The sequence below is a fragment of the Pseudomonas sp. GW821-FHT09E12 genome (assembly GCF_059416085.1).
In genome coordinates this window covers 584869-605889 of the sequence record NZ_JBWKOM010000003.1, presented here as the reverse complement: position 1 = coordinate 605889, position 21021 = coordinate 584869, and the positions used below count along the sequence as shown (strand labels likewise).

Below are 21021 nucleotides of genomic sequence, written 5' to 3'. Positions count from 1 at the left end.
GGTTGCCCATTAGCGCGCTAATCAACAAGAAAAACCAGCACTAGACTGCAACCTCGTTCAACCCACGCGAGGAACAACCCCATGAAAATTCTTCTGATCGGCGCCAACGGCACCATTGGTTCGGCCGTCGACAAAGAGCTGTCGCAACGCCATGAAATCATCCGCATCGGCCGCAACAGCGGTGATTTCCAGGTGGATATCAGCGACAGCGCCTCGATCCGCGCACTCTTCGAGCAAACCGGCACATTCGACGCACTGATCTGCGCCGCGGGCAATGTCACCTTCGCGCCGCTGGGCGAGATGAGCGCCCAGCACTTCGCCCTGGGCCTGCAGGACAAGCTGATGGGCCAGGTCAACCTGCTGCTGATCGGCCGCGAGTTCGCCAACGACGGCGCCTCGTTCACCTTCACCTCCGGCATCCTCAACCGCGACCCGATCCGCAGTGGCGCCTCGGCGGCCCTGGTCAACGGCGCCATCGACGGCTTCGTCCGCGCCGCCGCCATCGAACTGCCACGCGGCCTGCGGGTGAACTCGGTGAGCCCGACCGTGCTGGAAGAAGCCATGGACAGCTACGCCCCGTACTTCCGTGGCTACAAACCGGTTCCCGGCGCCGATGTGGCGCTGGCCTACGCCAAGAGCGTGGAAGGCCTGCAGACTGGCCAGACCTATATCGTCGGCTGACCCACACCTCTGCAGGAGCGAAGCTTGCTCGCGATAACATTGCACCCGGCATGCCGCAGCGCCTGGATCGCCGGCAAGCCTGGCTCCTACAGAGACAGGAGTGGATCCAGGGTTGTGATGAACGGTCAGGCTGCGTAACGTGGCGGCACTTGATTGGAGACCCGACGATGCGTGCCGCCCGTTCCCTTGTTTGTATTGCCCTGCTCCCCCTGTTTGCCGGTTGCCAGATGCTGTCGGTGTTCGATGGCCAGTCCCGGACGCAGTCCCAGGCCGGCCAGACCCGCATGCAGGGCACACTGACCGCCGCCGACGGCCAGTTGCTGTTCAAGCCCTGCGTCGGCGAGCAGCGTTATGTGGTCAAGGACAACGGCGGTACCAGCATCCTCCAGGAAGCCGCCAGCCTGGCCGACCAGCAGGGCACGCTGTTCGCCGACCTGCGCGGGCATTTCTCCCCGAGCAAGTCCGGCGGCGCCGACAGTGAAGTGGCGCTGAGCCAGCTGTACCGCGTCGAACGCTCGAACGACGCCTGCAGCGATCCCGACTTCCCGCGCCTGATCCTGCGGGCCAGTGGCAAGGCCCCGGACTGGAACGTCGACGTCAGCGCCAAGGGCATGCGCATCGAACGCGCCGGCCAACCGGCGCTGGCGCTACCCTACCTGGAAGAGCAACTGGGCGACGGCCGTTTCAACCTCAGCAGCGAAGCCAACAACCGCCACGTCGAACTCTGGGTCGCGCCGCAGCGCTGCGTGGACAGCAAGACCGGCAGCGTGCAGCACCTGACGGCGGAACTGCGGGTCGATGGCCAGGTCCAGCGCGGTTGCGCCTATTTCGGCGGCTCGCGCAGCGACTGAGGCGACGGGCAACCGTTTTAACCTCACGGGGTCCGGGCTTTGCGGCTTATAATCGCCGGTTTGTAAAACCGCCCTGACGCATTGGTGCGTCCCGCGAACCGGACCCTGTCATGTTACGAATCACCGAACTCAAGCTGCCGATCGACCATCCCGATGAAGACCTGCGCCCTGCCATCCTGCAGCGCCTGGGCATCGCCAGCGAGGACCTGCTCGACTTCACCCTGTTCAAGCGCAGCTACGACGCGCGCAAGAAGTCGTCCGAGCTGTGCTTCATCTACACCCTCGATCTGAACGTGCGCGACGAGGCCAGGCTGCTGCACAAGTTCGCCGACGACCGTAACGTCAACCCGGCGCCGGATGTCAGCTATAAAGTCGTCGGCCAGGCGCCCGCCGACCTGGAACAGCGCCCGATCGTGGTGGGTTTCGGCCCCTGCGGGATTTTCGCCGGCCTGCTGCTGGCGCAGATGGGCTTCAAGCCGATCATCCTCGAGCGTGGCAAGGAAGTGCGCCAGCGCACCAAGGACACCTGGGGCCTGTGGCGCAAAAGTGTGCTCAACCCGGAATCCAACGTGCAATTCGGCGAAGGCGGCGCGGGGACCTTCTCCGACGGCAAGCTGTACAGCCAGATCAAGGACCCGAAACACCACGGCCGCAAGGTCCTGCACGAGTTCGTCAAGGCCGGCGCGCCGGAAGAGATCCTCTACGTCAGCAAGCCGCACATCGGCACCTTCCGCCTGACCGGCGTGGTCGAGAACATGCGCCAGCAGATCATCGCCCTGGGCGGTGAAGTGCGCTTCGAGCAACGGGTGACCGACGTGCTGATCGAAGACGGCCAGCTGGTCGGCGTCGAGCTCAACAGCGGCGAACAGATTCACTCGAAACACGTGATCCTGGCCCTCGGCCACAGCGCCCGCGACACCTTCCGCATGCTCCACGGCCGTGGCGTGTACATGGAGGCCAAGCCGTTCTCCGTGGGTTTCCGCATCGAACACCCGCAGTCGTTGATCGACAGCGCACGCCTGGGCAAGTACGCCGGTCACCCGAAGCTCGGCGCCGCCGACTACAAACTGGTGCACCACGCGAAGAACGGCCGTTCGGTCTACAGCTTCTGCATGTGCCCGGGCGGCACCGTGGTGGCGGCGACCTCCGAGCCAAACCGCGTGGTCACCAACGGCATGAGCCAGTACTCGCGCAACGAGCGCAACGCCAACTCCGGCATCGTGGTCGGCATCACCCCGGAAGTGGACTACCCGGGCGGCCCGCTGGCCGGTATCGAGCTGCAGGAACGCCTGGAATCCCACGCCTTCGTGCTCGGTGGCAGCAACTACGAAGCCCCGGCGCAACTGGTCGGCGACTTCATTGCCGGCAAGCCGTCCACCGCCCTGGGCAGCGTCGAGCCGTCCTACAAGCCGGGCGTCGCCCTGGGTGACCTGGCCCTGGCCCTGCCGGACTTCGCCATCGAGGCGATCCGCGAAGCGCTGCCGGCCTTCGAGCGGCAGATCAAGGGTTACTCCCTGCACGACGCGGTGCTGACCGGGATCGAGACCCGCACCTCGTCGCCGCTGCGCATTACCCGCGACGAATCGATGCAGAGCCTGAACGTGAAAGGCCTGTACCCGGCCGGTGAAGGCGCAGGTTATGCCGGCGGCATTCTGTCGGCCGGTGTCGACGGGATCCGCATCGCCGAAGCGGTGGCGCGCAATATCCTCGGGATCGAGGCGTAAAAAAAGGCCCCTTTACAGGGGCCTTTTCACAGGCAGGCTCGCTCCCCAAGGAGCGGGCTTGCAGCCTCAGATACCGGCGCGCAATACGCTGGCCGGCAACGCCTCGCCACGTTCCACACTCGCCGCCACGCTCTCGATCAACTCACTCAATTCGTAGCCCTGAGCGGCCAGCCAGTCCTGATCGTAATAGGTGGTCGCATAACGCTCGCCACCGTCACACAGGATGGCGACGATCGAGCCACTCTCCCCGGCCTGTTTCATCTGCTGCGCCGCCATCAGCGCGCCGATCAGGTTGGTACCGCTGGAACCGCCCACCCGCCGCCCCAGGCGCTGCGCCAGGTAATGCATGGCCGCCAGCGACAGGGCATCCGGCACCTTGACCATCGCATCGATCACCTTGGGCAGGAACGACGCCTCGACCCGTGGCCGGCCGATCCCTTCGATGCGCGAACCGCAATCCAGGCGCAGGCTGGCATCACCGCTCTGGTAGTAATCGAAGAACACCGAACGCTCGGCGTCGGCGCACAGCACCCGGGTGCAATGCTGGCGATACCGCACATAACGCCCCAGGGTGGCGGTGGTGCCGCCGGTGCCCGGGCTGGAGATCAGCCATTTGGGCTCCGGGTAACGCTCGAAGCGCAGCTGCTGGAAGATCGACTCGGCGATGTTGTTGTTCGCCCGCCAGTCGGTGGCGCGCTCGGCGTAGGTGAACTGGTCCATGAAATGCCCGCCGCCCTCCCGGGCCAGGCGCTCCGACTCGGCGTAGATCTGCGTCGGGTCCTGCACCAGGTGGCTCTTGCCGCCGTAGAAGGCGATCTGCGCGATCTTTTCCTGGGACGTGGTGGCCGGCATCACCGCAATGAACGGCAAGCCCAGCAGGCGCGCGAAATAGGCCTCGGAAATCGCCGTCGAACCACTGGACGCCTCGATCACCGGCGCCCCGGGCTTGAGCCAGCCGTTACACAGCGCATAGAGGAACAACGAACGCGCCAGGCGATGCTTGAGGCTGCCGGTGGGATGGCTGGACTCGTCCTTGAAATACAGCTCGATGCCCGGCAGGCCCGGCAGGCCCGGCAGGGGCAAGGGGATCAGGTGGGTGTCGGCGCTGCGCTGGAAGTCGGCTTCGATGATCCGGATGGCCTCGCGGGCCCACTGACGGTTGTCACTCATGATGTTTTCTCGTTGGCTCGAACGCCACACAGGACGCAGAAAGATGAAGTGCACCCAGCATAGGCGATCCAGGCACAAGGAAAATCGGGCGCTGCAACAGGCAAAAGTCCCCGGCCCGTCGGGCTGGGGCCGGACATGTTAGGAAACATCCCCGGTCTCTCACAGGTACAGTTTTGAATCAATTGGAAACACAACTGCTAGGCTGGTTTTCCAGCAGGCCGCTGCCGCGCTGCATATAACAAAAAAGAATATAACTTTTGTTTTAACAACTAACAGTACGGGTTAGGGTGTGCCACCTTTTTAGTTTTCTGATGGAGAGCGACCTTGCCTCTGCGTAGCACTTTCACACGTTTCTTTCAGTTGGAAGCTGCCAGCGGTCTGTTATTGATTGCCGCTGCCGTGCTTGCCCTGATCATCAACAACTCACCACTGTCCTGGCTGTACAACGGCCTGCTGGACACTCCCGTGGTCGCCCAGATCGGCGCCCTGAAAATCGCCAAGCCCTTGCTGCTGTGGATCAACGACGGCCTGATGGCCATGTTCTTCCTGCTGATCGGCCTGGAGGTCAAGCGCGAGCTCCTCGACGGCCACCTGTCCAAGCCTTCGCAGATCGTCCTGCCGGGCGCCGCCGCCATCGGCGGCATGGTGGTGCCGGCGCTGATCTACTGGTTCCTCAACAAGGACAACCCGCCGGCGCTCAGCGGCTGGGCGATCCCCATGGCCACCGACATCGCCTTCGCCCTCGGCGTGCTGGCCCTGCTGGGCAAGCGGGTTCCGGTGTCGCTGAAGCTGTTCCTGATGACGCTGGCGATCATCGATGACCTGGGGGCCATCATCGTCATCGCGATTTTCTACTCCGGCGCCCTGTCGACCCTGTCGCTGATACTCGCGGCTGCCTGCCTGGTGGCGCTGGTGGCGATGAACCGCCTGGGGGTGGTCAAGCTCGGGCCGTACATGATCATCGGCCTGATCCTCTGGGTCTGCGTGCTCAAGAGTGGCGTCCACGCGACCCTGGCCGGCGTGACTCTGGCGTTCTGCATCCCGCTGCGCACTCGCAATGCCGAGCCTTCGCCGCTGCTGAGCCTGGAACATGCGCTGCATCCGTGGGTCGCCTACGGCATCCTGCCGCTGTTCGCCTTCGCCAATGCCGGCCTGTCGCTGCAGGGCATCACCGTGGAAAACTTCACCCACTATGTGCCCATGGGCATCGCCATCGGCCTGCTGCTGGGCAAGACCGTCGGCGTGTTCGGCCTGACCTGGCTGGCGGTGAAGATGGGGCTGGCCGCCCTTCCCGGCGGCGCCAACTGGGGCCAGGTGCTGGGCGTGGCGATCCTCTGCGGAATCGGCTTCACCATGAGCCTGTTCGTGGGTTCCCTGGCCTTTGTGCCCGGCAGCAGCGAATACGCCGGCATGGACCGCATGGGCATCCTCACCGGCTCGCTCTTCGCCGCCCTGATCGGCTACGCGGTGACGGCCGCGGCCAGCCGCAAGAGCCCACAACTGCCGGCATAACCGCCGGCGTTGCCAGGGCTGAAAACACAAAACCCCGACCAGTTGCCTGGCCGGGGTTTTGTTTTGTCGCGGTTAACGCTTAGTGCGCAACACGGCTGGTGCCGTTGACGCTCATGATGCGTACGCGCTCGCCAACGCGGAACACTTCGTTTTGCTCAACTTGTTGTACATAGGCACGCATGCTGCCGTCGTCTTCACGCACGGTGATTTCCACGCCCTGGGTACGGGTCAGGCCTTCCTCGGTGGCGGAACCGATCAGGCCGCCCGCCACCGCACCGATGACCGCCGCCACGATGCTGCCTTTGCCACCGCCGATGGCGCTGCCGCCAACGCCGCCGACCGCTGCGCCAGCGAGGCCACCGATCGGGGTCTTGGTGCCTTCGATTTTCACCGGGCGCAGGGATTCGATGGTGCCCATGCGAACGGTCTGTACGCGACGCGCCTCGTCACGGGAGTAAGAGTCACCGGACAGATTGGATTGGCAACCGGTGAGCAACATGGCCATCGTGGAAAAGGAAGCAACCAGCAAAACAGACTTACGCATAGGATCAACTCCAAAGGACAGATAATCATTAAACTCCGCAGCTTGACGCCTGTCACGGCGTCGCCCGGATAAAATGTGTTCCATTCAGCAGCAGTACAGACTGCTTGTATATAAAAACTCTTCACACGGTAGCGCTTATTTCCCGAGTTGCGCCACCGGCCAAAGGATTTTCCATGGATTACTTCATCATCGTCGTGACCACCGTTGCCGGTCTGTACTTCCATTGGTGGCTGTATGTACGGATCAAGCGCTGGATGGACCGGGACCTGGCGCTGTCGCTGGCCGGCGGGGACGAGAAGAAGAAATCCTTCATGCTGCAACAGCTGGCGAATGCTCATCGCCAGAAAGTAAAACGCCGGGACCTGCCACAGTGGCTAGAAGCCGCCGCGGCCGGTTATCCCGGCGAATGACCTGATTCCTGGTTCAGGGGGCCAGGCGCTCACGCACCCAGTCGGCACCTTGCAGGCGGTAGTTCAAGCGATCGTGCAAACGGCTCGCGCGCCCTTGCCAGAACTCGATGCGCTCCGGTAACAGGCGATAACCACCCCAGTGCTCGGGGCAATGGGGCTGGGTATCGCTGAAGCGCTCCTCGGTGTTCTTGAGCAAGGCTTCCAGCTCCTGGCGATCGGCGATCACCTGGCTCTGCGGCGATGCCCAGGCGCCCAGGCGGCTGCCCAGCGGGCGGACCTGGAAGTAGGCATCGGACTCCTCGGCGGTGACCTTGACCACCCGCCCTTCGATACGCACCTGACGCTCCAGGGCCGGCCAGAAGAAGGTCATGGCGGCAAAAGGCCGTGCGGCCAGTTGCTGCCCCTTGGCGCTGTCGTAGTTGGTGAAAAAGGTGAACCCCTGCGCATCCAGCCCCTTGAGCAGCAGGATGCGGCAATGGGGGCGCCCCTCTTCGTCAACGGTCGCCAGGGTCATGGCATTGGCCTCGACCGGCGGCTGCTCGGTTTTCACCGCCTCCGCGAACCACCGGTGAAACAGCGTGAAGGGCTCGACCGGAGCCTGGGCTTCGGTCAGTCCGTCACGGGTGTAGTCGCGGCGCATGTCCGCCAGTCCCTGGGTCATTGCAGGTTCCTTTTGCCCGATGCCTGATGAATCAGTTCTTCGCCTGTTCGGTCGCTGCCTTGGCTGGAGCCTTGGCAGTGGTGGTTTTCTTGGCGGTTTCTTTCTTCGCCACAGGCTTCTTGGCTGGGGCTTTTTTCGCCGGAGCGGCTTTCTTCGCGGCGACGGCTTTCTTCGAGGAAGCAGCAGGAACGACTGGTTTAACATCCTGCACGGCAACCAGTTCAGCCTCGGATGGAATCGGCTGGTTGTACTTGCTCAGCAGGGCCAGCATGGTGCTGCGCTGGGTGACGATGATTTCCACCCGACGGTTCAGCGCACGCCCTTCGGCGCTGTCGTTGGCCGCACGAGGCATCACCGAACCCATGCCACGCAGCATCAGGCGATCGCGCTTCAGGCCAGTGAGGCTGAAAATCGCGGCGACGGACTGCGCACGGTCACGGCTCAGCTTCTGGTTGGCCGCCGCGGCACCGGTGGTGTCGGCATGGCCCAGTACCAGCACGGAAGTCTTGGCGTCGGTACCCACGGCCTTGGCCACGCGGGTGAACGGGCTCAGGGTGACCGGCAGCAACATGGCCGGGCGATCCGGGTTGAACGAGCCGTCGACCGGGGCGGTCACCACCAGGGTGTTCTCGCGACGCTCCAGTTGCAGGCGGCTGTCCTTGATGGCTTCACGCAGGCGCGGCTCGTAGTCGTCCAGCCAGGCCTGAGTGATTTTTGGATCCGGCATCGGGATGTCTTTAACATCTGCCTTGGTCGGAGACGTGGGCTGCTGATTGAAAGGCCACCACCAGTTGCCGGTCTCGGTCTTGGCGACCTTCGGAGTCGCGGTCGCGGCGTCCGCCTTGGCCTTGGCGTCGGCTACTGGCTCTTTGACTGCGTCTTTGCTCGTGTCCTTGGAAGGGAACGGCCACCACCAGTTGCTGGTCTCGGCCTTGGCGGCCGGAGCAGCGGCGGAAGCGGTTGCGTTTTCGACCTTGGCCGCTGCAGGAGCGGTCGCGGACTTGGCGGTGGATGTGGCGGCGGACTTGGCCGCGGAAACCTCGTTGGCAGCTGCTTTTGCTACCGGTTGCACCGCTTCCTTGCTGGCGGCCTTATCGGAACCGAAAGACCACCAGTGCCCTCCTTCTGCGTCATTTTGTGGAGTTTGTGCACAACCGGTGACAGTGAGGCAAAGAGCCAAGGCTAAAGACTTGTTCGACGACATGGGATATCCACAAAATGAGATCAAAAATTACGGTCTCTACGAACCGTACAAACAGACGCTTTGAAAGTATAAAAGCCACAGGGTTCCTTTCTGATGCCTTTACTCATGTTTAGGCAAAAAAAATCCTGACAGCAACTTTTTTACAGACAATCCGACAGAACCCTCACCAACTTCTGCGCTCTTGGATCCATCAGCACGTATGGCCCCAGGGTATTGGTGACAAAACCGAAGGCCACATCGTACTCAGGATCGGCAAAACCGATGGAGCCACCCGCTCCCGGATGGCCGAAGGCGCGTGGGCCGAGACCGAAGGTCGCGTTGGCCACCTGCGGCTGGTCAAGCATGCAACCCAGGCCGAAACGGGTCTGGGTCAACAGGGTCTTGTCCATGCCGACGCTGTGTTCGCGCGTCAGCTCTTCGAGCATGTCCGCTTCCAGCAGGCTGCCATCGAGCAGACCGCTGTAGAACCCGGCCAGGCTGCGGGCATTGCCATGGCCATTGGCCGCTGGCTGTTGCATGCGCCGCCATTCCGGCTTGTTGGTACTGGTCATGATCGACGGCGGGTTGGTGAACGCCCGGGTGGTCATGGCCGTGGGTTCGCGCATGGTCACTTGCAGCAGGCGCTGCGCGGCCGCATCGCCGACATTGCCCTTGCCCCGGGCGATGTGCGCCACGCGGTAAAACTCCTCGTCCGCCAGGCCGACATGGAAGTCCAGCCCCAGCGGCCTAGCGACCCGTGCCACGATGGACTCGCCGGGACCGCGCCCGTCAGCCCGACGCAGCAGCTCACCCACCAGCCAGCCGTAGGTAATGGCCGCATAACCATGACCTTCACCCGGTGTCCACCAAGGAGCCTCCGCCGCGAGGGCATCGACCATGGTTTGCCAGTCGTAGAGCGCCTCCGGCGCCAGCAGCTCACGCAAGGCCGGCAGCCCGGCCTGATGGCAGAGCAACTGCCGCAGGGTGATCGCTTCCTTGCCGGCCGCGGCGAACTCAGGCCAATACCGGGCAACTGGCGCGTCCAGCTGCAACTTGCCTTCGGCCACCAGTTGCAGGGCGGTGACCGCAGTAAAGGTCTTGGTGCAGGAAAACAGGTTGGCGATGGTATCGCTGTGCCAGGCCTCGCTGCCGTCCTTGTCGGCGGTGCCGGCCCAGAGGTCGAGCACGGTTTCCCCGCCGATCTGAATGCACAACGCCGCGCCGCGCTCCTGGGGATCCTCGAAGAGTGCCGCGAAGGCTTCGCGCACCGCCTCGAATTTAAGCTCGTAATGACCCTGAATCTGCACCCGTGACTCCCCCAGACCATGCTCTACAAAGTGGTGCGCATTGTTCCAGCCCTTGAGGGTTTTGGGAACAGAAGCGAGCCCGGTGGCGATCCACCGGAAGAATTGTTCAGAAAATCGACGGACATTGAACGCAGCGCGGGCCGGCCAGCCCCTACGAGTGACTGCAGAGGCGGACCGGCCCGCGCGAGGGAAGCCGTACCCTAAAGGCCTGGCTCAGCGATCAATGGCCATTCGCCGAATGACCACCCGCATGGCCGCCGCCCTGCCCTGCGCCCTTGCCATCATGGCCCGGCTTGCCACCATCGGCATGACCAGCGGTCTTGTCGGCCTCTGCCTTGGCCTTCCCGGCTTCCTTGCCCAACTGCTCAAGGGCCTGCAGGTTGCTCTTGCGCACGCTGTCGACAAAACCCTGGAATGGCACATCGGTGATGCCCACCAGGCCGAAATGGCCGTTCTCGCCGTCCAGCAGACGGCCGGTGACCGGTTGATCGAGGTACTGGAACCAGTGCACGCCGACAATCGACGGCTCGTTCAACGCCTGCTTGAGGAATTGGGTATAGGCCGGGCCGCGATCCTCCTCCCGCACCAGCTCGGTCACACCACCCCAGAATGGGCCGCGATCCCGGGAGCCGAAGTTGAACTCGGTGATCAGGACCGGCTTGTCCAGCGTGTTCAGCCGGGCAAAGTCGTAACCGTCCTGTGGTTTGAGGGTGTACATGTTGAAACTCAACACATCGCAATACTGGGCGCAGGACGCCACAGCCTCGGGGGTGCTGATGGCGAAGCGTCCACCCAGCAACAGGTGGTTCGGCGCGTGCCACTTCAGCGAATCGGAAATGGTCTTGAAGTAGGTGTCGGCAAAGACCTTCTGGAAGTATTTGAAGTCGGCTTCGATCTCCGGATGCTCCGGGCTAGGCAAAGGCGGCTCGAACCCCGGGTCTTCCATCAGCTCCCAGGCGGTCAAGTTGACGCCCCAGGCCTTCGACAGGCCCTCCTGGTTACGGTACTTGTCGCGCAGTTGCTTGAGGAACGCACGCTTGGCCGGCACGTCGGTGGTCATGCGCAACGTGCCGTATGCCAGGGCATAACGCGACTTGGGGTCGTCGCCGGGGCCGGCCCAGGCCAGTTCGTTGTCGGCGAAGTAGCCGATCAGCCAGGGATCGTCGCGGTGATCGCGGGCGGCAATGGCCACGGCGCGCTCGGTGGCCATGGCGAAACGCGGATCGAACGGATCGGGCATGCCGCCCCACCAGTCGGTGCCGGTGCTGATGCTTGCATAGTCGCCGACGATCGACAGCGGCAAGGTGTAGGGCACGCGATCGTTCAGGCCCAGCGCCGGCGCGCTCCAGTTGCCGATGGTGTTGAAACCCCAGGCTTGCAGGCGATCCAGGGTGTGGCTGGCCCAGCGTTTCTGGTCCAGGGCTGCGGCAGGGCAAGCTGGCGCGGCTGGCGGCTCGGTGCCCGGCCCGGCCTGTGCCTCCTGGGCGTCGGCCTTGGCGGCATCCGCCACACCGGCCTTGGTTTCGCTGCCCGGGGTGCAAGGCACACCGTAGGTGCGTTGCAGGTTGGCGCCATAGAAGTCGTACCAGCGACCGGCGTTGTAGGCACGGCCCTGGTCGGCGCCGTTGCCGCCGCGGTTGTCGCCTTCGCCGTAATAACCGGCCAGCGACTCGCCGATGTTGGGCAGTGTCGCGAACATCCACTCACGACCGGCAACGTAGGTCTGGCTATTGTCCGCCGCGACCGCATTGACCCCCAGGGAATAGAACGGATGCCCCTGGGGCGTCACCAGATACCAGCGGCCATCGCGCTTCTCGGTACGGAAGAAACCACTGGCCTTGAAGGCCGGTCCGTTGCTCCAGCCACCGAAGGTGTCCAGGGAGGTGCGCTCACGTTCGGCCAGCCAGGTTTTCAGTTGCTGTTGTTCCTTGCTCGCGGCGGCCTTGAGCTGCTCGTCGCTGGCGATCTTTTCCGGCCACTTGGCCCGGGTCGACTGGCCATAGGCATCCACCAGACCACCGTAGGCCGCCTTGGCCACCGCCTCGCCGTCCTGCACGCCGAAACGTTCGAGCAGGATGCTCTGGGCGACTTTCGGTTGATCCATGGACAAGGTCACCGAGACCACCTGGCTGCGGTCCAGCTCGCCTTTGCTGCTGGCCAGCAGTACGCGCTGGCCTTCGAAGGTCATCGGCATCGGCGGACCGGCCTTCATGCCCTGGCTCAGCGGCGAACTGGCAACCAGCGGCACCAGCAGGGTCTGCGCCGGGCCGGCCGGCAGGTCGATGCGACTGACCAGGGTCTTGCCGTCATTGCTCTGGATCTTCACGTACAGGGTCAGGGCCCAGTTCATCGCGCTCTGGATCCGCAGGCTCATGACCCCGGACTGCGACCAGTCCCAGGCACCGGTCTGCGGGGTCAGGCGCAGGCTGGGTTGAATCGCCGGATTGAAGGTCACCCGGCGCAGCACTTCGCCCTCGGCTGTCTGCTCCGCGTTGGCTTGCGGCAGGCTGGTATCCACTGTCGCCACCTGCACCACATCGGCAGGCCGGACAAAGTTGAACAGCGTCTGTTGCCCCGCGGGCGCGGCGAGCAGCGGCGTGGCGAACAGCAGAGCAAAGACAGCGGGTAACGAACGGCGAATCATAGGGACCTGGTGCTCCTTAACGGCCGATGAGCGGCCTGTGTGCAATCAGAGGGATATGCAATAGACAACGCGACCGGCCCACAGGCCGGCCGCGCTCAGGAAATTTCCCGGCGGAACGGCGGCAACGCATTGAGAATAGCCTTGCCATAACGCTGGGTGACCAGGCGCCGGTCCAGCAGGGTGATGGTGCCGCGGTCCTGTTCGGTACGCAGCAGGCGACCGCAGGCCTGGACCAGCTTGAGCGAGGCGTCCGGCACCGAGATCTCCATGAACGGATTGCCGCCCCTGGCTTCGATCCACTCGGCCAGCGCGGCCTCCACCGGATCGTCCGGCACCGAGAACGGGATCTTGGCGATCACCACGTGCTCGCAGTAAGCGCCGGGCAGGTCCACACCCTCGGCAAAGCTGGCCAGGCCGAACAGCACGCTGGAATCGCCGCCATCGACCCGCGCCTTGTGCTTGTTCAAAGTTTCCTGTTTCGACAGGTTGCCTTGAATGAACACCTGCTTGCGCCAGTCGCGGTCGAGGCCGTCGAACACGTCTTGCATCTGCTTGCGCGACGAGAACAGCACCAGGGTGCCCCGCGAGCCTTCCACCAGCTCCGGCAGGTCGCGAATGATCGCCGCGGTGTGGGCCGGCGCATCCCGTGGGTCGGCGCGCAGGTCGGGGACGCGCAGCACCCCGGCGTCGGCGTGATGGAACGGGCTGGGCACCACCGCCGTCACGGCCTTTTTCGGCAGCCCGGCACGCATGCGGAAACGATCGAAGGAGCCCAGGGCAGTCAGGGTGGCGGAGGTCACGAGCGCGCCATAGGCCACGTTCCACAGGTTGCGACGGAGCATTTCCGCGGCGAGGATCGGGCTGGCGTTGACCTCGATGTCGAACAGCGAGCCGCTTTCCGCCAGGGTCAGCCAGCGTGCCATCGGCGGATTGTCTTCCGGGTCTTCGGTGGTGAAGGCGGTCCACAGCTCCCAGTTGCCCGAAGCGCGGGACAGCAGGCTGCCGAACAGCGGGTACCACTCTTCGGCCTGGTTGCTGGCGATGCCGATATTGACCTCGCCATCCATGCCTTCCTTGAGCAGGTCGGTCAGGCGGGTGAACAGGTCGGTCAGGCGCGAGAAGCCTTTTTTCAGCTCGATGCCCATTTCGCGCATATGGTCGGGGATCAGCCCGCCGACAAAACGATGGCGCGGCCGCTCGCGGCCTTCCATGTCTTCGCCGGTCTTGAAGTCGGCCAGTTGTTCGCAGGCGGTGAACATGAACTGCTGCTGGGTCTTGATCTCCCGCGCCAGCTCAGGCACCTGTTCGATCAGCTTGCCCAGGTCGCCCGGCAACGGGTGCTGGGCCAGCAGTTTGGTGAGGTTCTTGGCGGTCTGCTCCAGCCAGTCGGCGGTGGAGCGCAGGCGAGTGTAATGGGCGAAGTGGCCAATGGCCTTGTCCGGCAGGTGGTGGCCTTCGTCGAACACATAGAGGGTGTCGCGCGGGTCCGGCAACACCGCGCCGCCGCCCAGGGCCAGGTCGGCCAGGACCATGTCGTGGTTGGTAACGATCACGTCGACCTTGCCCATGCCTTCGCGGGCCTTGTAGAAGGCGCACTGGCCGAAGTTCGGGCAATGGCGGTTGGTGCACTGGCTGTGATCGGTGGTCAGGCGCGCCCAGTCAGAGTCCTCCAGGGCGGTGGGCCAGCTGTCGCGGTCACCGTCCCATTTATTGCCGGCGAGCTTCTCGATCATGCTGGTGAACAGCTTCTGACTGGCCTCGTCGACCTCGATCTTGAAGCCCTCCTCTTCGAACAGCTGGGCGGTGGCGGTTTGCGCGTGGCCTTCCTGCAACAGCATGTCGAGCTTGGACAGGCACATGTAGCGGCCACGGCCCTTGGCCAGGGAGAAGGTGAAGTTCAGCCCGCTGTTGCGCATCAGGTCGGGCAGGTCCTTGTAGACGATCTGCTCCTGCAGGGCGACGGTGGCGGTGGCGATCACCAGGCGCTTGCCGGCGGCCTTGGCGGTCGGGATCGCGGCCAGGCTGTAGGCCACGGTCTTGCCGGTACCGGTGCCGGCTTCCACAGCCACCACGGCCGGGTCGCCGGAGCGCCGGCCTTCGTCATCGGTGTCGACATCGCCCAGGACCTTGGCCACTTCGGCGATCATCAGGCGCTGGCCGTAACGCGGTTTCAGGCTCTTGGCTTCGAGAAAACGCGAGTAGGCGCCCTGGATCGTGGTTTTGAGTTCGTTGCTGATCATGGTTCTTCGGGCGCGAGAAACGCTGGATAAATTTTCAGTGGTTCGGATCGGCCGCTATCATACCCCGCTAATTCATCCCGCGCAGAACGGAGTACCCGAATGACAGCCTTTGCCCTTGCCTACACCCTGCATGTCCTGGCCGCCCTGGTCTGGGTCGGCGGCATGTTTTTCGCCTGGATGGTGCTGCGCCCCGCGGCGGTGGTGGCACTTGAGGGGCCGGCGCGGTTGAAGCTGTGGGCAGAAGTGTTCCCACGGTTTTTCGTCTGGGTCTGGGTCGCGGTGGTGCTGTTGCCGATCAGCGGCGTCGGCCTGATCCACCTGCGTTTCAGCGGCTTCGAGACCGCACCGCGTTATGTGCAGGTGATGATGGGCCTGTATGTGGTGATGACCGCGCTGTTTATCCGGATCCAGTCGTTGCAGCTGCCAGCGCTGCGTCAGGCGGTGGCGGCCGAGGACTGGCCGACGGGGGCCACGACCTTGGGCAATATTCGGAAATTGGTGGGGATCAATCTGATCATCGGCCTGTTGCTGGTGGCGGTGGCGGCGGCCCGGCCGATGTTCTAAAAGCGGGTACCGGAAAAAGCATCGCGGGCAAGCCTCGCGCCTACAGACAGCACAATCGTGTAGGAGCGAGGCTTGCCCGCGATAGCGTCAGAGTCAGCAGCACCTGTTCGAAGGCCGCCTACAGGCGTTGCACGGTTACCGAACCCGCGGGGCCTGCCGGCCCTGCATGGCCTTCGGCACCAGGACGGCCGCTCTTGCCACCGTCGGCGCGATAGACGAAGCAGCCTTTGGACTTGCCACCGGCCCCGGGTTTGCCGCCCGCACCGGCCACACCGCCGGCCCCACCATCGACTAAGACCTTGATCTGCTCCGCCGGATAATCCCGCGGCAGTTCGACCCGCACCTGGGCGCCCGCCGCCCCCGGCTGGCCATCACCGCCGTTGTCACCATCGGCGCCACGCCCGGCCTGACCCCAGGTGCAGCCCGGCTCCTCGCCGTTGGCACCATCGAGGCCGACATAACCCGGCGCGCCGGTGCCACCGCGCGCATCCACCGAAAGCTCCCCGGCCTGCAGCGAGGTAATGCGCAGCGTCAGGTTACGTCCGGGCTTGGCCGCCTTCTCATAGCTCCCCGGAGCCCCGCGAGAGGTGATCTGGCTGCCGGCCTCCAGATCGGCATGGTCGACGTCCAGTTGCAGGCTTTGTTCAGCTGGAACGATAGCGATCCGCGCTTCGCGCCCCAGGCGCAACTCGCCGACCTTGACCTCGGTGACCGTGGACGGAATCAGCAAGGTGCCGTAGTCGGCCACTTCCAGGCGTTCCAGTCGCAGGCTGCTGGTGGTGTTGGGCAGGCGCATCAGGGAGTGGGTCTCGACTGTCACCACCTGGGCCAAAACCTGCGGGCTGCACAGTACCGCGAGCAGGCAGAGCTTACGCATGGCCGGCCTCCGCGGGCTTCGCCGCCTTGAAGGTTTGCAGGTGGAAAATGCCGGTCAGGAGAATCTGCAGGCGATCTCGCCAAGGGTGGGCACGGCCTTTGAGGCTGCCGTTGAACAGCAGCAACTCCATCAGATGAGTCAGCAGCAACAGGCTGCCTGCCAGATTGAGCAACAGATGAATCGGATTGATCAGCGGGCTGACCAGATTAAATAGCACCAGCAACCAGAACAGCAGCGTCAACAGCTTGCCCAGCCCCCAAAACACCTTCATATGCCCCCCCTTTGCGAGTTTTTCTTTGCGCGCACAGTAACGACTTCGGCAAGGCATAAGCCAGAGGGCGGCGAAAATTCTCCCGCCGCCGCCTGCCAAGCCGCCCTGGCGCCTGGTGATCAACGCTGAATATGCAGCTCCACCCGACGGTTCTGCGCCCGCCCTTCTTCGGTGGCGTTGTCGGCGACCGGCTCGCTCTCGCCCTTGCCCTGGCTGGTCAGTTTGTCCGGTGCCAGGCCCTGGCTCAGGAGGAATGCGGCGACGCTGCTGGCGCGGCGTTCGGAGAGTTTCTGGTTGTATTCATCCGTCCCCTGGCTGTCGGTGTGACCGATGACCTTGATGCTCTGCACGTCAGCGCCCTGCAGCTTGGCCAGCAGCCCCAGCAGCTGGTTTTGGGCTTCGGGGGTCAGCTGCGCCGAGTCGAAGGCAAACAGCACATCGCCCTGATCGCTGAGGGTGATCACCTCGGATTGCGCCGCCGGCTCGGCTGCCGGTGCGGCCGGGTATTGCGGCAGCGGGCAGCCGCGGTTGTCGACCGGGGTATTGGCCGGGGTATCCGGGCAACGGTCACGGCGGTCGAACACGCCGTCATCGTCCTTGTCACCATCCTGGGCGTAGCAGATCAAGCCGCCGGTCACCAGGCCGAGTGCCGCGCCACCCGCGGCCCAGCCACCGCTTTCAATGGCGCCCAGGCCGCCGCCCACCAGGCCGCCGAGCAGGCTGCAGACCGGCCACGTACGCTGGTTGAGGGGGGCAGTGCCGTCGCTGTGGGTAGCACAGCCTGTGAGCAGGCTGCCGAGCAGTAGAACCGGCAAGGCGGCTCGCGAGAGAAGACTCATCATGAATGCTCCTGTGTCACCGGCCCATACCGGTCACACAGGAGTAAAGACCCGCATGGGCGGCTGCACAAGCCGCCCATGCCAGGCAATCACGCCGGGCAATCAGCGGTTGATTTTGATTTCCGTGCGACGGTTCATCGCCCGGCCATCGGCGGTCTTGTTATCCGCGACCGGTTGGCTTTCGCCGGCACCGACGACCGAAACGAAACTGCTGCGGGGTACGCCCGCGCTGATCAGGTACTCGGTTACCGAGCGCGCGCGCTTTTCCGAGAGGCGCTGGTTGTAGGCATCGCTGCCCACGCTGTCGGTGTGCCCAGTCACCCGCAGTTGCGCACTTGGCGCTTCCTGCTTCAGGCGCGTGGCGATGGTGTCGAGCTTGGCCTTGTCGGCAGCGGTCAGCCTGGCCGAATCGAATTCGAAGTGCACATCACGGATAACAATGGTCTCTTCCTTGACCACCACCGCTTCCTCGACCACCGCCACAGGCTCTGGCGGGCAACCGTTGGCGTCCACCTGCACGCCTTTAGGCGTGCCTGGGCACTTGTCGCGACTGTCCGGCACGCCATCGCCGTCTTCGTCGCCATCACCGTGCACCCAGCAATAACCGGCCGCGACACCAGCCCCCAGCAAGGCGCCGTAGCCTGCCCAGGACGAGCTTTCAATCGCGCCCAACGCGGCCCCACCGACGCCCCCGACAGCGGCGCAGGTCGGCCAATCGGTTTTCTGCAAACCTGCGCAACCAGTCAACACACTGGTTAGCAGAACCAAGGGTAATGCTGTCCGAACTATGCTCATCTAGTTATCTCCTGAGGGAATCGGCTTGGAACCGATTGGGGGAGTAAAGACCTGGCTTTAAATCTCCGCCAGCATCAGGCCGGCGGGCTTTGCCCCTGGATTTGCCCAGGATCGGCTGTCATTTCAGACAAAACGGCTCTAGGCCCGCGGATCCAGGCAGGCTAGTCTTTGCCACTCAAAGAGTGAGGAACTTCGATGACCGCAGGTATTTCTTCGCGCACGCCCCAGCAGGCCCTGGCCGCCCTGCTCGATCGCTACGCCCCGCAACAGCTGCTGCTGATCGGTGCCAGCGGATTTCCGGCCCTGGAGGCGTTTCGCCAGGCACACCCCGAAACCGTCATTGCCCAGACAGCACCCGGCCCCTTGCCGGCGGAACTGGCGGCGCTCCGTTTCGACCTGGCGCTGGCGGTCGATTGCCTGGAGCATCTGCCCAAGCGCGACGGCCTGAACCTGCTCGGCGGGATCCGCAACCTCAACGCCAGCCGCATCGCGGTCTTGGCCGACCTGAACGCCTGCGGCTGGCAGGAGACCGACTTTTTCTCCCTGGCCCTGCAGGCCAGCGAACGTTTCCAGCGCGACGAACAGGTCCTGACCCTGTTCACCTACGATCTGCTTGAATACAAACAAGTGCCCGACTGGCTCAATTCCAGGTTCTGGGCGAATCCGGAAAACTTCGGAAAGTACTGGTGGTAATGCAATGAGTACCTCTATTTGTCCCTGCGGCAGCGGCAACCTGCTGGATGCCTGCTGCGGCCACTACCACGCCGGCCACCCCGCGCCCTGCGCCGAGGCCCTGATGCGCTCGCGCTACAGCGCCTACGTGCTGGGCCTGGTGGATTATCTGGTGGCCACCACGCTGCCGGCGCAACAGGGCGGCCTGGATCGCCAGTCCATCGGCGACTGGAGCGCGCAAAGCACCTGGCTGGGCCTGGAAGTCGAAAGCTCGGAAGTCTTCGGCGGCCAACCGGAACACGCCTTCGTCACTTTCACCGCGCGCTGGCACGACAGCCACGGCGAACACAGCCATCGCGAACGCTCATCCTTCGTGCAGAACAGCGGGCACTGGTATTTCATCGACCCGACCGTGCAACTCAAGGCCGGCCGCAACGACGCCTGCCCCTGCGCCAGCGGGCAGAAATTCAAGAAGTGCTGCGCCGGCTACTTCACCAGCTGAATACCCGCCCCTGAGCCTGTCCTCGCGTGCGCTCCATGGTTGCTAGACTGGGAGTTCAAACGGAGTAACGCCATGGTCGTTCAGCTGCGCGCACTACGGACCCTCGGACTGCTCACGGTGCTGGTGCTTTCGGGCTGCGCCTCGTGGTTCGTCGACGACACCCTCGACCCGCAGGTGCACCTGGTCAAGGTCGAGGTGATCAAGGCGAATTTGCTGGAGCAGCGCCTGCTCCTGCACTTTCGGGTCGACAACCCCAACGATGCCGACCTGACCGTCCGCGCCCTGGAATACCGGGTTCATCTCGGCGACGTGTTGCTGGCGGAGGGTGAGCATGAACACTGGTTCACCATCGGCCCCAAACACAGCGCCTACTTCCAGGTCCCCGTGCGCACCAACCTGTGGCCGCAGATTCGCCAAGTGGTGAAATGGCTGAAGGAACCGCAGCAACCGATCCCCTATCGTCTGGACGGTTTGCTGGAAACCGGATTATTCATCGGCCATGACGTGCACCTGACGCGCAAAGGCGAGATAATTCCCGCCGATTTTATTCCGGAGCAACCTCGATGACCCAGCAACCCCATGTCCATGGCCCTGACTGCAACCACGATCATGACCACCACGATCACGACCACGGCCATGTTCACGGTCCGCATTGCAACCACGCTCACCAGGAGCCGGTGCGCAACGCCTTGAAAGATGTCGGCCGCAATGACCCTTGCCCATGTGGCAGCAGCAAGAAATTCAAGAAGTGCCACGGCGCCTGATGGCGTAACGCCCGGCCTTTATCTTCGGTAGGAGCGAAGCTTGCTCGCGATGCAGGCGCCTCGGACCTTGCGGTGCCAAGACGTTCTGATCGCGAGCAAGCTCGCTCCTCTACAAGGGCGAGTGAAGGATCTGCTGGGTCGTGGTCACCGTCGCGTACTCGCCATGCAGATTGCCCAGCGACATGGCATGCACCTCCTCGGCACTGTGGGCCTGGCCGAAAAAGTCGGCCTTGTCGAAGGTGTAGCAGGCGTCTTCCACCACCCAGGTATCGAACCCCAGGTTGCCGGCGGTCCGCGCTGTCGACTCCACCGAGTTGTGGGTCGCCACGCCGACGATCACCAGTTGGCCGATCCCGGCCTTGCGTAAATCGGCCTCCAGGGTCGTGGCGCAGAAGGCATCCGGCACTTGCTTCTGGATCACCGTCTCAGCGCCCAGCGGCATGAACCGCTGCTGAAACTCCACTCCCGACTGCCCCGGCCAGAACACCGACTGCTCGCTGCGGGACAGGTGCTGCACATGGATCAACGGCCGCGCCGTCTGGCGCCAGTAAGCCAGCAACTCGGCGATGCGTTCCTCGGCCTCGGCGTTGTTACGCCGCCCGAGCCGGGGATGCAGGATGCCCTGTTGCTGATCGATCAGGATCAGCGCCGCATTGGTCTGAAGCTCCATGCTGACTTTTCTCACCTTGGGTCATTGAATTCCACGCACTTCAACATCACCTCTTCCGACAGGCAAGCCGTCGAACGTAGACCGGACCACCGAATACCGCTGTTTGCTGTCCGTAGCAGAATGTCCTTCGTTTACCTGGA

At 63.9% G+C, this 21021-nt stretch carries 22 protein-coding genes; 10 read left to right on the top strand and 12 right to left on the bottom strand.

Annotated features, from left to right (window positions below):
- Positions 1-81: 81 nt before the first annotated feature.
- The 3 genes from AC07PQ_RS11340 to AC07PQ_RS11330 all read left to right on the top strand — a co-directional run bounded on the left by AC07PQ_RS11340 (position 82) and on the right by AC07PQ_RS11330 (position 3256).
- Positions 82-681: a short chain dehydrogenase gene (locus AC07PQ_RS11340; RefSeq protein ID WP_007923343.1), complete on the top strand. Its 600-nt coding sequence runs from the start codon at positions 82-84 to the stop codon at positions 679-681.
- A gap of 167 nt (positions 682-848) precedes the next feature.
- Entirely contained in the window at positions 849-1532 is a 684-nt protein-coding gene (locus AC07PQ_RS11335) for a COG3650 family protein (RefSeq protein ID WP_009042479.1), read from the top strand.
- Positions 1533-1642: 110 nt separating this feature from the next.
- Positions 1643-3256, top strand: coding sequence for an NAD(P)/FAD-dependent oxidoreductase (locus AC07PQ_RS11330; RefSeq protein WP_150049342.1), 1614 nt, complete (start codon positions 1643-1645; stop codon positions 3254-3256).
- Between the two features lie 66 nt (positions 3257-3322).
- Here the strand turns inward: AC07PQ_RS11330 and AC07PQ_RS11325 are convergent, their stop codons facing one another.
- Positions 3323-4429, bottom strand: coding sequence for a PLP-dependent cysteine synthase family protein (locus AC07PQ_RS11325; RefSeq protein ID WP_493185562.1), 1107 nt, complete (start codon positions 4427-4429; stop codon positions 3323-3325).
- A 321-nt stretch (positions 4430-4750) separates the two neighbouring features.
- On the opposite strand from AC07PQ_RS11325, the gene nhaA reads away from it, so the two are divergent.
- Entirely contained in the window at positions 4751-5938 is a 1188-nt protein-coding gene (nhaA, locus tag AC07PQ_RS11320; RefSeq protein ID WP_493185511.1) for a Na+/H+ antiporter NhaA, read from the top strand.
- Positions 5939-6017: 79 nt separating this feature from the next.
- Here the strand turns inward: nhaA and AC07PQ_RS11315 are convergent, their stop codons facing one another.
- Positions 6018-6482 carry an outer membrane lipoprotein gene (locus AC07PQ_RS11315; RefSeq protein ID WP_007923357.1) on the bottom strand — a complete coding sequence of 155 codons (465 nt, stop codon included), beginning with the start codon at positions 6480-6482 and terminating at the stop codon, positions 6018-6020.
- Between the two features lie 173 nt (positions 6483-6655).
- Between AC07PQ_RS11315 and AC07PQ_RS11310 the strand changes: the two genes are divergently transcribed.
- Positions 6656-6892, top strand: coding sequence for a hypothetical protein (locus AC07PQ_RS11310; protein ID WP_009047374.1), 237 nt, complete (start codon positions 6656-6658; stop codon positions 6890-6892).
- A gap of 13 nt (positions 6893-6905) precedes the next feature.
- On the opposite strand, the gene pdxH is transcribed toward AC07PQ_RS11310, so the two are convergent.
- The 5 genes from pdxH to dinG form a co-directional block, all read right to left on the bottom strand.
- A complete protein-coding gene (gene pdxH / locus AC07PQ_RS11305) occupies positions 6906-7553 on the bottom strand; it encodes a pyridoxamine 5'-phosphate oxidase (protein ID WP_007923081.1) in 648 nt (215 codons plus the stop codon).
- A gap of 31 nt (positions 7554-7584) precedes the next feature.
- Positions 7585-8757: an OmpA family protein gene (locus AC07PQ_RS11300; protein WP_007923079.1), complete on the bottom strand. Its 1173-nt coding sequence runs from the start codon at positions 8755-8757 to the stop codon at positions 7585-7587.
- A 140-nt stretch (positions 8758-8897) separates the two neighbouring features.
- The gene (locus AC07PQ_RS11295) at positions 8898-10043 is read right to left on the bottom strand and encodes an EstA family serine hydrolase (protein WP_009042473.1); all 1146 of its coding nucleotides are present in this window, start codon (positions 10041-10043) and stop codon (positions 8898-8900) included.
- A 220-nt stretch (positions 10044-10263) separates the two neighbouring features.
- The gene (locus tag AC07PQ_RS11290) at positions 10264-12687 is read right to left on the bottom strand and encodes a beta-galactosidase (protein ID WP_493185510.1); all 2424 of its coding nucleotides are present in this window, start codon (positions 12685-12687) and stop codon (positions 10264-10266) included.
- Positions 12688-12782: 95 nt separating this feature from the next.
- Positions 12783-14927 (bottom strand): ATP-dependent DNA helicase DinG, encoded by a 2145-nt coding sequence (gene dinG, locus AC07PQ_RS11285; RefSeq protein ID WP_007923064.1) that lies wholly within the window; start codon positions 14925-14927, stop codon positions 12783-12785.
- Positions 14928-15026: 99 nt separating this feature from the next.
- Here dinG and AC07PQ_RS11280 point away from each other — a divergent pair, with 99 nt between their 5' ends.
- Positions 15027-15491 carry a CopD family protein gene (locus AC07PQ_RS11280; protein WP_007923061.1) on the top strand — a complete coding sequence of 155 codons (465 nt, stop codon included), beginning with the start codon at positions 15027-15029 and terminating at the stop codon, positions 15489-15491.
- A 118-nt stretch (positions 15492-15609) separates the two neighbouring features.
- On the opposite strand, the gene AC07PQ_RS11275 is transcribed toward AC07PQ_RS11280, so the two are convergent.
- From AC07PQ_RS11275 to AC07PQ_RS11260, 4 genes are all read right to left on the bottom strand, one after another.
- The gene (locus tag AC07PQ_RS11275; protein WP_493185509.1) at positions 15610-16368 is read right to left on the bottom strand and encodes a collagen-like protein; all 759 of its coding nucleotides are present in this window, start codon (positions 16366-16368) and stop codon (positions 15610-15612) included.
- The gene (locus AC07PQ_RS11270) at positions 16361-16639 is read right to left on the bottom strand and encodes a DUF1145 domain-containing protein (protein ID WP_007923058.1); all 279 of its coding nucleotides are present in this window, start codon (positions 16637-16639) and stop codon (positions 16361-16363) included. Before AC07PQ_RS11270 ends, AC07PQ_RS11275 begins: the two co-directional genes overlap by 8 nt.
- Before the next feature lie 119 nt (positions 16640-16758).
- A complete protein-coding gene (locus tag AC07PQ_RS11265) occupies positions 16759-17478 on the bottom strand; it encodes a PA1041 family peptidoglycan-binding anchor lipoprotein (protein WP_493185561.1) in 720 nt (239 codons plus the stop codon).
- A 102-nt stretch (positions 17479-17580) separates the two neighbouring features.
- Positions 17581-18273, bottom strand: a complete 693-nt coding sequence (locus tag AC07PQ_RS11260) for a PA1041 family peptidoglycan-binding anchor lipoprotein (protein ID WP_007923054.1) — start codon at positions 18271-18273, stop codon at positions 17581-17583.
- 195 nt (positions 18274-18468) lie between these two features.
- Here AC07PQ_RS11260 and AC07PQ_RS11255 point away from each other — a divergent pair, with 195 nt between their 5' ends.
- The 4 genes from AC07PQ_RS11255 to AC07PQ_RS11240 all read left to right on the top strand — a co-directional run bounded on the left by AC07PQ_RS11255 (position 18469) and on the right by AC07PQ_RS11240 (position 20211).
- A complete protein-coding gene (locus AC07PQ_RS11255) occupies positions 18469-18966 on the top strand; it encodes a DUF6231 family protein (protein WP_493185508.1) in 498 nt (165 codons plus the stop codon).
- Positions 18967-18970: 4 nt separating this feature from the next.
- Positions 18971-19447, top strand: coding sequence for a YchJ family protein (locus AC07PQ_RS11250; protein ID WP_007923051.1), 477 nt, complete (start codon positions 18971-18973; stop codon positions 19445-19447).
- 72 nt (positions 19448-19519) lie between these two features.
- Positions 19520-20014, top strand: coding sequence for an LEA/WHy family protein (locus tag AC07PQ_RS11245; RefSeq protein ID WP_007923049.1), 495 nt, complete (start codon positions 19520-19522; stop codon positions 20012-20014).
- Positions 20011-20211, top strand: coding sequence for an SEC-C metal-binding domain-containing protein (locus AC07PQ_RS11240; RefSeq protein ID WP_007923047.1), 201 nt, complete (start codon positions 20011-20013; stop codon positions 20209-20211). Before AC07PQ_RS11245 ends, AC07PQ_RS11240 begins: the two co-directional genes overlap by 4 nt.
- A gap of 109 nt (positions 20212-20320) precedes the next feature.
- On the opposite strand, the gene AC07PQ_RS11235 is transcribed toward AC07PQ_RS11240, so the two are convergent.
- Complete coding sequence (locus AC07PQ_RS11235; RefSeq protein ID WP_493185507.1) at positions 20321-20881, bottom strand: cysteine hydrolase family protein; 561 nt, start codon at positions 20879-20881, stop codon at positions 20321-20323.
- Between the last annotated feature and the right edge of the window lie 140 nt (positions 20882-21021).